The 12,700-nt window shown below is 56.4% G+C and carries 13 protein-coding genes and 1 riboswitch; of the genes, 10 read left to right on the forward strand and 3 right to left on the reverse strand.

Translation table 11 applies throughout. From position 1 onward, the window contains the following. The first annotated feature begins 23 nt into the window (after nucleotides 1-23). From paaK to paaY, 3 genes are all read left to right on the forward strand, one after another. Nucleotides 24-1,340: a phenylacetate--CoA ligase PaaK gene (gene paaK, locus AB4K05_RS08850; RefSeq protein ID WP_368479606.1), complete on the forward strand. Its 1,317-nt coding sequence runs from the start codon at nucleotides 24-26 to the stop codon at nucleotides 1,338-1,340. Nucleotides 1,341-1,663: 323 nt separating this feature from the next. Then, complete coding sequence (gene paaX, locus AB4K05_RS08855; RefSeq protein ID WP_368479607.1) at nucleotides 1,664-2,590, forward strand: phenylacetic acid degradation operon negative regulatory protein PaaX; 927 nt, start codon at nucleotides 1,664-1,666, stop codon at nucleotides 2,588-2,590. A gap of 11 nt (nucleotides 2,591-2,601) precedes the next feature. After that, a complete protein-coding gene (paaY, locus tag AB4K05_RS08860; protein ID WP_368479608.1) occupies nucleotides 2,602-3,198 on the forward strand; it encodes a phenylacetic acid degradation protein PaaY in 597 nt (198 codons plus the stop codon). 82 nt (nucleotides 3,199-3,280) lie between these two features. Here the strand turns inward: paaY and AB4K05_RS08865 are convergent, their stop codons facing one another. Then, the gene (locus AB4K05_RS08865; RefSeq protein WP_368479609.1) at nucleotides 3,281-4,171 is read right to left on the reverse strand and encodes a LysR family transcriptional regulator; all 891 of its coding nucleotides are present in this window, start codon (nucleotides 4,169-4,171) and stop codon (nucleotides 3,281-3,283) included. 103 nt (nucleotides 4,172-4,274) lie between these two features. Between AB4K05_RS08865 and AB4K05_RS08870 the strand changes: the two genes are divergently transcribed. Next, nucleotides 4,275-4,811, forward strand: a complete 537-nt coding sequence (locus AB4K05_RS08870) for an adenylate kinase (protein ID WP_368479732.1) — start codon at nucleotides 4,275-4,277, stop codon at nucleotides 4,809-4,811. 89 nt (nucleotides 4,812-4,900) lie between these two features. Beyond that, the gene (gene pptA, locus AB4K05_RS08875; protein WP_368479610.1) at nucleotides 4,901-5,128 is read left to right on the forward strand and encodes a tautomerase PptA; all 228 of its coding nucleotides are present in this window, start codon (nucleotides 4,901-4,903) and stop codon (nucleotides 5,126-5,128) included. 52 nt (nucleotides 5,129-5,180) lie between these two features. Here pptA and AB4K05_RS08880 read toward each other — a convergent pair whose 3' ends face one another. Next, nucleotides 5,181-5,765: a flavin reductase family protein gene (locus tag AB4K05_RS08880; RefSeq protein WP_368479611.1), complete on the reverse strand. Its 585-nt coding sequence runs from the start codon at nucleotides 5,763-5,765 to the stop codon at nucleotides 5,181-5,183. Between the two features lie 212 nt (nucleotides 5,766-5,977). Between AB4K05_RS08880 and AB4K05_RS08885 the strand changes: the two genes are divergently transcribed. From AB4K05_RS08885 to AB4K05_RS08905, 5 genes are all read left to right on the forward strand, one after another. After that, complete coding sequence (locus tag AB4K05_RS08885) at nucleotides 5,978-6,682, forward strand: ABC transporter ATP-binding protein (protein WP_368479612.1); 705 nt, start codon at nucleotides 5,978-5,980, stop codon at nucleotides 6,680-6,682. After that, a complete protein-coding gene (locus tag AB4K05_RS08890; RefSeq protein ID WP_368479613.1) occupies nucleotides 6,679-7,638 on the forward strand; it encodes an ABC transporter substrate-binding protein in 960 nt (319 codons plus the stop codon). The genes AB4K05_RS08885 and AB4K05_RS08890 overlap by 4 nt, the downstream gene beginning before the upstream one ends. Nucleotides 7,639-7,702: 64 nt before the next feature. Continuing rightward, a complete protein-coding gene (locus tag AB4K05_RS08895) occupies nucleotides 7,703-9,355 on the forward strand; it encodes an ABC transporter permease (RefSeq protein ID WP_368479614.1) in 1,653 nt (550 codons plus the stop codon). 79 nt (nucleotides 9,356-9,434) lie between these two features. Then, nucleotides 9,435-10,280 carry an N-hydroxyarylamine O-acetyltransferase gene (gene nhoA, locus AB4K05_RS08900; protein ID WP_368479615.1) on the forward strand — a complete coding sequence of 282 codons (846 nt, stop codon included), beginning with the start codon at nucleotides 9,435-9,437 and terminating at the stop codon, nucleotides 10,278-10,280. 108 nt (nucleotides 10,281-10,388) lie between these two features. Continuing rightward, nucleotides 10,389-11,189, forward strand: a complete 801-nt coding sequence (locus tag AB4K05_RS08905; protein WP_368479616.1) for an MBL fold metallo-hydrolase — start codon at nucleotides 10,389-10,391, stop codon at nucleotides 11,187-11,189. 91 nt (nucleotides 11,190-11,280) lie between these two features. On the opposite strand, the gene AB4K05_RS08910 is transcribed toward AB4K05_RS08905, so the two are convergent. Continuing rightward, entirely contained in the window at nucleotides 11,281-12,288 is a 1,008-nt protein-coding gene (locus AB4K05_RS08910) for a magnesium transporter (protein ID WP_368479617.1), read from the reverse strand. A gap of 55 nt (nucleotides 12,289-12,343) precedes the next feature. Further along, a riboswitch (M-box (ykoK) riboswitch) is annotated at nucleotides 12,344-12,526 on the reverse strand. Nucleotides 12,527-12,700 lie beyond the last annotated feature (174 nt).

Below are 12,700 nucleotides of genomic sequence, written 5' to 3' on the forward strand. Positions count from 1 at the left end.
TTGACCTGCGAGTACCCTACAAAATGACAACTACAACAAAATTAGATCCGATTGAAACCGCATCGCGTGATGAATTACAGGCTCTGCAAACCGAACGTCTGAAATGGACGTTAAAACACGCCTATGAAAATGTGCCGATGTACCGCCGTAAGTTTGATGCGGCGGGGGTTCACCCGGATGATTTCCGTGAGCTGAGCGACCTCGGCAAGTTTCCCTGCACCACCAAGCAGGATCTGCGTGACAACTATCCGTTCGACACCTTTGCGGTGCCAATGGAGCAGGTGGTGCGTATCCATGCGTCGTCCGGAACCACCGGCAAACCGACCGTTGTCGGCTATACACAAAACGATATCGATACCTGGGCGAATATCGTCGCCCGTTCGCTGCGCGCCGCAGGCGGTTCAGCGAAGGATAAAATCCATGTTGCCTACGGCTATGGCCTGTTCACCGGCGGCTTGGGCGCACATTACGGTGCGGAACGTCTTGGGGCAACGGTGATCCCGATGTCCGGCGGCCAGACCGAAAAACAAGCGCAGCTTATTCGCGACTTTAAACCTGACATGATCATGGTGACGCCGTCTTACTGTCTGAACCTGATTGAAGAGCTGGAGCGGCAAATGGGCGGCGACGCGCGCGGTTGTTCGCTGCGCACCGGCGTGTTTGGCGCCGAGCCGTGGACCGCAGGTATGAAGGCCGAAATTGAGCGTCGCCTAGGCATTACTGCGCTGGATATTTACGGTCTGTCTGAAGTCATGGGGCCAGGCGTGGCGATGGAATGTATTGAAACCAACGATGGCCCGACTATCTGGGAAGATCATTTCTTCCCGGAAGTGGTGAATCCGGATGACGGTACACCGCTGGCGGACGGCCAGCATGGCGAACTGTTGTTCACCACGTTGACCAAAGAAGCGCTGCCGGTGATTCGCTATCGCACCCGCGACCTGACGCGTCTGCTGCCGGGCACCGCCCGCACTATGCGCCGTATGGACCGCATCAGTGGCCGTAGCGATGACATGCTGATTATTCGCGGCGTTAACGTCTTCCCGTCGCAGTTGGAAGAAGAGATCTTAAAGATTGAGCATCTGGCACCGCACTACCAGCTGGAAGTCGATAAGCGCGGGCATCTTGATTCGCTTTCTGTTCGCGTCGAGTTAAAAGAGAGCAGCTTAACGCTTAGCCACGAGCAGCGCTGTCAGGTTTGTCATCACCTGCGTCACCGCATTAAGTCGATGGTGGGGATTTCAATCGACGTCAGCATCGTTAACTGCGGCAGCATCCCGCGCTCTGAGGGCAAGGCATGTCGCGTGTTTGACCTGCGTAAAGCGGCGGCGAACGGTTAAGCTGTTGTGCCCGATAGGCCTACGGTTTCGTTCCTGTAGGCCGGATAAGGCAACGCCGCCATCCGGCAATGTGCACTTTACTGCCCGATGGCGCTGTGCTTATCGGGCCTACGGTTTTGGTCCTGTAGGCCGGATAAGGCAACGCCGCCATCCGGCAATGTGCACTTTACTGCCCGATGGCGCTGCGCTTACCGGGCCTACGGTTTTGTTCCTGTGGGTCGGATAAGGCAACGCCGCCATCCGGCTACCAGAACTTGCCCTGTTAGGGTGATTTTCCTGTGCTATGATTCAAAAAGGATATAAATAACAACAGAATGAATCATATGGATAAACTCGATAGCTTTATTCAGCAGGCGGTGACCACGATGCCCATCAGCGGCACCTCGCTTATCGCCTCGTTATACGGTGACTGCTTATCCCAGCGCGGCGGTGAAGTCTGGCTGGGGAGCGTGGCTGCGTTATTAGAAGGACTGGGGTTTGGCGAGCGCTTTGTGCGCACCGCACTGTTTCGCCTCAATAAAGAAGAGTGGCTGGACGTCATACGCATCGGCCGCCGCAGCTTTTACCGTCTTAGCGATAAAGGGCTGCGCTTAACCCGCCGCGCGGAGAGCAAAATCTACCGTGCCAGCGCGCCGGAGTGGGATGGAACTTGGCTGCTGCTACTGTCGGAAGGCTTAGACAAAACGATGTTGGCGGAAGTGAAAAAGCAGCTTCTCTGGCAGGGCTTTGGCGCGCTGGCCCCAAGTCTGCTGGCGTCACCATCGCAGAAGTTGGCCGACGTGCAATCGCTGCTGCATGAGGCGGGCGTGGCGGAGAATGTTATCTTCTTCGAAGCCCATTCCCCGCTGGCGATTTCCCGCGCCGCGCTGCGTGAACGGGTCGAAGAGTGCTGGCATCTGACTGAACAGAACGCCATGTATGAAGCGTTTATCACTTTATTCCGCCCGCTGTTACCGCTGCTGCGCGATGCCACGCCGGACGAACTCACGCCGGAGCGCTGCTTCCAGATCCGTTTGCTGCTGATCCATTTCTACCGCCGCGTGGTGCTAAAAGATCCGCTGTTGCCGGAAGAACTGCTGCCCGCCCACTGGCTGGGACAGACAGCGCGCCAGCTGTGTATCAATATTTATCAACGCGTTGCACCCGGAGCTCAGGTTTTTGTCAGTGAAAAAGGCGAAAGTTCAGTGGGCGAGTTGCCCGCGCCGGGGCCGCTTTATTATCAACGCTTCGGTGGATTACCCGAGGCGTAACAGGAGAAGCCATGCCGATTTACCAGATGGACGGGATGACCCCGGTGGTGCCCGCTGAAAGCTACGTTCACCCAACCGCCGTGTTGATTGGTGATGTGATCCTCGGCAAAGGCGTCTATGTGGGGCCAAATGCCAGTCTGCGCGGCGATTTTGGTCGTATCGTGGTGAAAGATGGCGCCAATATTCAAGATAACTGCGTAATGCACGGTTTCCCGGGGCAGGACACGGTGGTGGAAGAGGACGGTCATATTGGTCATGGCGCTATCCTCCACGGCTGCGTGATAGGCCGTAATGCGCTAGTCGGCATGAGCGCAGTGATAATCGACGGCGCGACCATCGGCGAGAACAGCATCGTTGGCGCGTCAGCGTTTATTAAAGCCCGCGCATCCATGCCTGCCAATCATCTTATCGTCGGCAGCCCGGCGAAAGCGATCCGCACCTTAACCGAGCAGGAGCTGGCTTGGAAAAAGCAGGGCACCCGTGAGTATCAGGTGCTGGTTGAACGCTGCCAGAAGACGCTGTTTGAGGTGCAACCGCTGACCGAAGCTGAGCCTGATAGAAAGCGGCTGGAATTTGATGAAGATCTGAAGCCGAAATCGGCGGTGTAGGCCTGATAAGCAAAGCGCCATCAGGCACCCGGAACAGATTGCCGGATGGCGGCTTCGCCTTATCCGGCCTACAAAGTCGTTTCTAGGTGTAGCGCAGCGCGTCAACCAAGAGTGCAAATGCGGTCGTGTGCTGGCGGCGACTTGGGTAGTAGAGATAGTAGCCGGCAAACGGCACGCACCAGTCCGCGAGGACATGCTGCAATCGGCCCGTGGCAATAGCTTCGCTGACCGAATCTTCCGGCACGTAAGCTAGGCCCAGTCCGGCAAGCGCTGCGTCAATACGCTGCGGAAGACAGTTGAGGATAAGTTGCCCCTCAACCCGCACGCGCAACGGCTCGCCATTTTTCTCAAATTCCCACGCATACAGCCCGCCGCGTGTCGGCAACCGCATGTTGATGCAACGGTGCTGCTGAAGATCATAGGGAACTTCAGGCGTACCGTGTTTTGCCAAATAATCGGCAGAGGCGACCACCGCCATGCGCATATCCGGCGTAATACGCACCGCGATCATGTCGCGGGCAACCTGTTCACCCAGACGCACACCGGCGTCAAACCGTTCGTCGACGATATCGGTCAGGCCGTTATCCACGGTGACTTCGATATTGATATCCGGGTAGGCTTGCATAAAGGGCTTAATACGCGGCCAAATCACCGTATTCATTGCATGTTCGCCGACGTTCAGGCGAATATTGCCCGCCGGACGTTCGCGTGAGTCGCGCAGGGCGGAAAGCTCTTGCTCCATTTCCAAAAGATGGGGGCTTAAGCGCTGATAGAGTTTTTCACCGGCTTCGGTCGGGGCGACGTTGCGAGTGGTGCGGGTCAGCAGCCGCACGTCCAGCCGGCTTTCGAGGTTTCGCATGGCGTGGCTCAAGGCGGATTGTGACACGCCAAGCTGCGCGGCGGCGCGTGTAAAACTGCGTTCGCGGGCGACAACCATAAAGGAGATCAGGTCGTTAATATTGTCTTTTAGCATTGCAGCAGGCCATTAATGAGTTTGGTTCATATTTCTTACTGAATTCATTGAGTGTAATGTTCATAGGTTTATATGCAACCCTGCGGATATTGACGAGGCAATGATGAAAATCAACGTGGTAGGAACCAGTGGCGTCGGCAAGTCGACGCTTGCTCGTCGTTTGGCGCACGGGCTTTCACTGCCTTATATCGAAATGGACCGGCTTTACTGGCGACCAAACTGGCAGGGGACGCCCGACGATGAACTGTTTGCGGCGTTGGCTGAGGCAACCAATGCGCCGGGTTGGGTATTAGATGGTAACTATAATCGCAGTCGTCAGGTGAAGTGGCGGGAAGTGGATATGGTCGTGTGGGTCGATTACGGGTTTTGCCGCACGCTGCGGCAGGCGGTATTCCGGGCGGCTTCACGCGCTTGGCGACACCAGGAGCTGTGGCCTGGCACCGGCAATCGCGAAAGCTTTCGCCGATCGTTTGCCAGCCGTGAGTCAATTATTCTCTGGACGCTGAAAACCTGGCGCGCTAACCGCCAGCGCTATCTGCAAGATATGGTCGATCCGCGCTGGCAGCACATCCGCTTTGTCCGCCTACAAAACCGCCGTGATACCGAGGCGTTGATGACGGAGTTGATGGCAAAAAAGTGAAATAATTCGTGATATTAACGCACATAATGCCCGTCGTTTTTGCCGCGCTATGATAGCGTTAATGCCCTAACCATAAAGGAGTCCTGCCAATGCCGCACGTTGATATTAAATGTTTCCCACGCGAGCTGAACGATGAACAAAAAACCGCGCTGGCCGCGGATATTACCGCAGTGCTGGTTCGTCATCTGAATAGTAAAGAGGGCGCGGTGAGCGTTGCGCTGAATCAGGTGCAGCAGAACGACTGGCAGCAGGTGTGGGACACCGAAATTGCTCCACAGATGGACACGCTGATTAAGAAGCCCGGGTATAGTATGTGATTTTTGCGGGGGGGCCTGATGGCGCTGCGCTTATCAGGCCTACCTAACCGTATCAATCATTTTCCGGGGTGTTCGCCCGAATCAACGGGCCGCTGGCAACAAAAGTTCCGGCACCGAGATGATGCAGCGTATTGCGCTTATCGGCGTCGAACTGCCAGCGACCATCGACGAACGCCTGCTCGTCTGCCGCAGCAGAGACGACTTCACCAAACAACGTATCATACTGGGCTGCCGCCGATGTCGCAGGTAACAAGCGGCACTCCATCCACGCCAAACATTTCTCTTCAATCACCGGTAGCCCCAGCACTGGGCCTTTCACCACCGGAATACCGTAGGCATTAAATTTATCCTCTTCGCGCCCGCTGACGCTGCCGACCGCATAGGTCCAACTTGCTGCCGCTACGCCCGGCACCACGATGCCAAAGCTGCCGTTACGCTCAATAATCTCCCGTGACCACGCGCTTTTATCGACCACGATGGCCATACGCGGTGGTGAGAACTCCACCGGCATCGACCAAGCGGCAGCCATCACGTTGCGGCGTTGGCTCTGCGCGTCATAGCTGGTTATCAGAATGGTTGGGCCGTGATTGAGCAGACGGCTGGCGTGCTGAAGAGCAACGGGGCGAAAACGGCTCATGGGGTTTCCTTTGTTTAAATGGGGGGACGCCGGATAACACATTAAATCGCAATAAAAACGTAATCAATACGTCATCTTACCTGCCTATAGTCGCCAGCACTAAGTCCCAAAGAGGATAACAATATGTTAGCTCCCCTGATGTTAATGCAGGTGAGCGCGGCCCGTCGGATTTCGACTACGGGTGAAGCATCGCTTTCCATTCGAGGAGGGCAATGATGCGCGCGCTGACTGGTATCCGGCTCGATGGCGTTTCCTTCGCTTTCGGCGCCACAACGGTTCTCAATCACATCAACCTGCAGATCGATGCGGGCAGCATCGTGGCATTGCTTGGGCCTTCCGGCTGCGGCAAAAGCACGTTACTGCGCCTGCTGGCAGGGCTCACCGTTCCCGCTGAAGGTGAAATTCATTTCGGCGACCGTCTGATTGCCAAACCCGGCTGGGGGCTGCCGCCCGAGCAGCGAGATATCGGCATGGTTTTCCAAGACTACGCGCTGTGGCCGCATATGACCGCTGCTGAAAACGTCGCCTTTCCGCTGCGGATGCGCGGTGTGGCGCGCGCTGAACGGGCGCGTCGAGTCAATGACGCACTGGCAATGGTTGGACTCACCGGTTTCGCTGAACGTAAGCCTTCCGGGCTTTCCGGCGGACAGCAGCAGCGCGTGGCGCTGGCAAGGGCGATTGTCGCCGAACCGCGGGTGCTGCTGTTTGACGAACCGCTTTCCAACCTCGATAGCGAACTGCGTGAATCGTTATGTCTGGAGATGAGCCGACTGCTGCGGCAACTGGGCATCACCGCCGTTTACGTCACCCACGACCGCCGCGAAGCTGAACTACTGGCCGACCGAATTGTGCACCTTTCTGCGGGCAGCATTGCTGCTGTTCGCGCCGTTGCTTCATCCTCAGGGGAACTTGTATGAAATCCATTAAACAGGGCGTTGCGCTTGCCATGATGTTATCTGCCACCATGATTTCCAGTGCCCACGCGCTGACCGTATATACCGCAGGTCCAGGTTCGCTGGCGAAGAGTCTTGCCAGCGGCTATGAGAAGAAAACCGGCGTGAAGGTGAATATTTTCCAGGCCACTACCGGCAAGGTCATGGCGCGATTGGAAGCTGAACAGGCCAATCCGCAGGCGGATGTGCTGATCTCCGCGTCGTGGGATACGGCAGAAGACCTGCACAACCGTGGCTGGCTGATGCCGTATCAAAGCGGTAATGCGGGTCTCGTTCCGTCGTCGCTGAAGTCGACGGATTACGTGGCGCAGGGGATTTCCGCGCTGGGGATCGTCTGGAACAGCAAAAGCGGCACGCCGGAGCCGAAAGAGTGGCGGGATCTGACCGAAGCCGCGTTTAAAAACCAGGTCACGACTCCTGACCCAGCGCTTTCCGGCGCGTCACTGGATTTGCTGATCGGGTTGCAAAATGGTTTAGGAGACAAGGCTTGGGCGCTGTTTGAGGCGTTGAAAAACAACGGCATGGTGGTCAGCGGCCCGAATGCGCAGGCGGTGACGCCGGTGATGCAGGGGGCGAAAGCTGCCGTATTTGGCGCGGTGGACTATGTCTCTTATGGCAATATCGCCCAGGGCGAGTCGCTGAAGGTGATTTTCCCAGCGAGCGGTACGGTAATTGCGCCGCGTCCGATGATGATCCTCAAAACCACCCAGCATGCGGATGATGCTAAAGCGTTTGTGGATTACGTTCTGTCGCCAGAAGGTCAGGCGATGGTGGCCGATGCCTGGCTGATGCCAGCGCGAAGCGATGTGAAAGCTAAACGCCCGCTGCTGGGCGAGCTGAAAATCCTGCCAACCACCAGCGACGGCAGCAGCGAACGTAGCGCGGTACTCTCTCGTTTCAACACCTTATTTGGGCAATAACTCCCCCCTTTGTCGCCCGGTTTGGCACTACGCCGCCGGGCTTCTCGCATTAAAGGATTGTTGGGTGAAACAAAAACTGATCTCCGGCACCACGCTGGCCGCTCTGGTTGTGCTGGTGGCGCTGCCGCTGGTGTTTATTCTCCTGCAGGGCATTTTCCCGCAGTTTAGCGCCGGTTCGCTCCGCGCGCCGTTTAGCGGTGTGTCGGCATTGCTTAACGACCCGCAATTGATGCCAATGTTAGGAGGAACGCTATGGATAGCCTGCGGCGTGGCATTGATGAGCGTGTTGATCGGTCTGCCGCTCGGCGTTTTGCGCGGTTTGTTTAACCTGCCGCTGCCAAAACTGTGGGATTTGCTGTTTCTGATCCCTTTTTTGACGCCGCCCTATATTGCCGCACTGTCGTGGATGCTGGTGCTCCAGCATAATGGCTATCTGCAGCAACTGAGCGGCTGGGATCTCAACGATCTGCTGTTTAGCCGCCTAGGGATTGTGCTGGTGATGACCCTGAATATCTTTCCGGTGGTTTACTTTGCGGTGTCGCGCAGCCTGCTGGCGAGCGGTCAGCGGCTGGCTACCGTTGCGCGAGTACACGGTGCGAACGGCTGGCAGGCTTTTTGGCACGTGACGCTGCCGATGCTTTCTCCCGCGCTGGCCGCCGGGATGCTGCTGGCTTTTACGCTGGCGATAGAAGAGTACGGCGTGCCTGCGGCGCTCGGATCTAGAGCGGGCATCGTGATGTTGACCGTTGGGATTGAGAAAAAGCTGGCAGACTGGCCTATCGATCTTACCGGCGCATCGCTGCTTTCAGTACTGCTGATTACCGTGGCGCTGCTGGCTTGGTGGCTGCAAAAGCGGCTGACTGGAACCACTGAAGTCACCAGTGTCACCGGAAAACCGGGGGAGAACAGCGGGGTATCGCTCGGCGTTATGACGTTACCCGCGCTGCTGCTAATGGGCTGCGTTGGCGGGCTGGCAGTGGTCCTGCCGGGGGCATCGATGGTGGCGACAAGCCTGATGGGGACGCTCTCTGGCGGACTAAATCTCGGCAACTTTACGTTGAAGCACTTTACTGCGCTGTTTGCCCAGCAGGGCGATGCGCTGTCGGCGTTGGGCACCAGTTTATCACTGGCGCTGGCGTCAGCGTTGATTGTCGGCCTGCTTGGGTTGGTGGCGGCTTGGCTGGTACTGGTGCAGAAGATCAAAGGTAGCGCGTTTATCGATGCGCTGTCGCTGATGCCCGCAGCGCTCCCCGGGGTGGTGGTGGGCGTGGGGCTGATTTTGCTGTGGAACCAGCCGTTCTGGCCGGTTTCGCCTTACAACACGTGGTTTATGCTGCTGCTCTCCTATTGTTGCCTGCTGCTACCGTGGCCGGTGCGCTATGTCGGCAGCGCTCTGCGCCAGCTTGGCACCAATCTGGAGCCCGCCGCGCGGGTACACGGCGCGTCGCCTTGGCAGGCGTTAAGATTGATTGTTCTGCCGCTGGTATTTCCTGCGCTGCTGGCGGCGATGCTGATGGTGTTTGCCGTCGCTTCTCGTGAACTGGTGACGTCGCTGCTGCTGGCTCCGGCCGGCACGCAGACGGTGGCGGTGTTTATCTGGCGGCAGTTTGAGCAAGGTTCGGTGGGTCAGGGGATGGCGATGGCGAGCCTAACGCTGTTCGTTGGGCTGGCGTTAATGCTCAGTGCGTTAGCGCTGATGCAGCGTAATACACGCTAGCTCAACCGATCGCACAAAACAGTCAATGTGGGGATTAAAATAGGCTATAAAGTACGGACACAGAATGCTGGAGGCATTGATGACCCCCTTTTTAAACGCCTATTTTGCTCGTCTGGACTGGACGGGCACCCCCGATGTTTCTATCGAGACGCTGCGCAGTTTGCATATTCATCACAACGCGGCGATCCCGTTTGAAAATCTCGATGTCCTGCTGCCGCGCGAGATGCATCTCGACGATCAAGCGCTGGAAGATAAGCTGGTCAATGCCCGTCGCGGCGGCTACTGCTTTGAACAAAATGGCCTGTTTGAACGCGTGCTGCGGGAAATGGGTTTCACCGTTCGCAGCCTGTTAGGGCGCGTGGTGCTTGCGCACCCGCCGCAGATGCCGCCACGCACGCACCGTCTGCTGCTGGTGGAAGTGGACGGGGAGCGCTGGATTGCCGACGTGGGGTTTGGCGGCCAGACGCTGACCGCGCCAATCAAGCTGTTGGCTGATATTGTGCAGACGACGCCGCACGGCAACTACCGCCTGCTGTATGAAAATCAGGAGTGGATCCTGCAGTTTAGCCATCACGATCATTGGCAGTCGATGTACCACTTCGACCTCGGGCGTCAGTACGCGTCTGATTACGTGATGGGCAACTTCTGGTCGGCACACTGGCCGCAGTCACATTTCCGCCATCATCTGTTGATGTGTCGCCACCTGCCGGACGGCGGCAAAATGACCCTCACCAATTTCCACTTTACCCACTGGGATAAAAACCACGTGGTGGAGAAGGTGGATTTCCCGGACGTTCCCGCGCTGTACGAAGCGCTGCAAAGCCGTTTTGGACTGGGCGTTGGCGACCCGAAACACGGCTTTAGCGAAAGCGAACTGGCGGCTGTGATGGCGGCGTTTGATACCCACCCAGAAGGCGGCAAGTAGTTTTGTAGGCCCGATAAGCGTCGCGCTATCGGGCGATTCGGAGCTGTTGCCGGATGGCGGCATAAATGCCTTATCCGGCCTACGAGCCACTATCAGGGAAGAAACATCATGTCACTGACGATACGCGTACTTTTGGAAAATCATCGTAGCGGTCGAGCGCGTGGCGGGATGCGCGCAAAAGCGGGTCTTAGCCTGTTGGTTCACGACGAGACCACCACCATTTTGTTTGATACCGGTCCGGACGATAGCTTTTTGCACAATGCCGCGCTGATGGACGTTGACCTTAGCAAGCTGACCGCAACGGTGCTTTCTCACGGTCATTACGACCATTGTGGCGGCGTGCCGTGGCTGCCGGATAGCAGTCGGATTATTTGCCACCCGGACATCGCTCGCTCGCGCTACGCCGCGGTCAAATTGCCCGGATATACCTACAAAATTAAAAAGCTGTCGCTGGATATCGATTACACCCGCCATCAAATGGAATACACCCGTGCTCCCGTAAAAATTAGCGACAACTTTATGTGGTCGGGGGAAATTCCGCTGTCTACTCCCCGAGCCTATGGTGTGCTCGGTGACGATGCGGCGGCGACGGATTATGTGATTGATGAAGGCGTGCTGATTCATCAATCCGACCGCGGGTTGGTAATTATCACCGGCTGTGGTCATCGCGGGATCGTTGATATCGTGCGCCACTGTCAGCGTATTACCGGAATTGAGCATATTCATGCGCTTATCGGCGGCTTCCATTTGCGCTGCGCGTCGCCTTGGAAGTTGTGGCAGGTCAGACGGTTTCTGCAGGCGGTCAAGCCCGATAACATCATGGGCTGCCACTGCACCGGCTCGTGGGGAAAACTGTGGCTGCCGGAGGTTATCTCCCCGGCAACCGGCGATACAATTGTGCTTGAGTAGGCCTGATAAGCGTAGCGTTATCAGGCGATTCGGAGCTGATTGCCGGATGGCGGTATAAATGCCTTATCTGGCCTACAGCGGTGCCAATGCGTTAGTTTAAGCCTAAGAAATGCTGGGCGATTTTGAAGTAGATAATCAGCCCGGTGCCATCAATCAGGGTGGCGATAAACGGTGCGGAAACCACCGCTGGGTCAATCCCCAGCCGCTTAATGACCAGTGGAATAACCGACGATACCACTGCGCTCCACAGCGTGACACACACCAGCGTGATGCTGACAATCAAGGTGATTTCAGGGCCGATGCCCATCATCCATGCTCGGATGCATCCTGCCGTTCCGAGGGTGATGGCGACCAGTACGGCGGTCGACATCTCTTTACGCAAAATGCGGCCAAGGTCGCGCATACCTACTTCGCCCAGCGCCATTGCGCGCACCAGCGTTGAGGTTATCTGGGTGCCGCTGTTGCCTCCGGTGCCGATGAGCAGGGGGATGAAGAACGCCAGCGCAATGGCGGATTCCAACGCCTCTTCAAAATGCTGGATAACGCTGCTGGTGTAGGCTTCCGCGATAAACAGCAGCAGAAGCCAGACCGCGCGCTTCTTCCACAGCACCACCGGGCTTATCTCCAGATACGGTTTGTCCAGCGGCAAGGTAGCGCCCTGGAGCTGCGCATCTTCGGTGACTTCATCGGCCAGCAGGCGGGCGATCTCTTTTTCGTTCAGACAGCCTATCAATTTGCCATTTTCAATAACCGGCAGCAGAGTCAGGTGGTGTTTTTCTATTAACTCGGCGGCAATGGTTCGGTCATCCTGCGGGCCGACGTGATAGAGGGTCGTTGAGATTAACTGCGTCAATGGCTGATTGTCATCGGACGCCTGCAGCAATTTGCGCGTCGATAATATTCCGCGCAGGCTATCACCGGCGACGACAAATATCGCACACGGGAAATGATCATCATTTAATATCTGTAAAAAACGCTCCCGCGCTTCTTTTACGTTGAGATGTTCAGGCAGCGAAATATAATCACGGGTCATGTAACCTGAAATAATATCGCCTGCATGTTGCTCGGTTGGGTAGTACGGTACGCTAATGTGTGACATTGAATTTTCCCTATAGAATAGATACTTATAGGGCGAACAAAACTGGAAGAGCTGAGAAGAATCCCTACGTCCCGGTTTTAGCACTGAACAACGTATCTGTACGGTTTGTACCGTCAGAAGTTATCTTGGCAACACCTTGATTCGATGGATGCCTGTATTTCCCTGTGATGGTCTCTCTCGATACCACCAGGGCGATAACTTATGTTTATTCAGGAGCCTCGCCATAACAAGATTATTAAGTTGATAGCTTGGCCATCAACGTTGCGTAATATACAGGGGGAAATCAATAGCGCTTGGGGAATATATCAGTCGTTGAGATATTGTTTATAAAAAAGAACGATTGCGGCGTGACCTTATTGGGCAGATAGCGCGGGTTGTTGCCGGATGGCGGCGTTGCCTTATCCGGCCTACA

Origin of the sequence: Kluyvera sp. STS39-E, assembly GCF_040932435.1 — a bacterium.
Taxonomy (GTDB): domain Bacteria; phylum Pseudomonadota; class Gammaproteobacteria; order Enterobacterales; family Enterobacteriaceae; genus Kluyvera.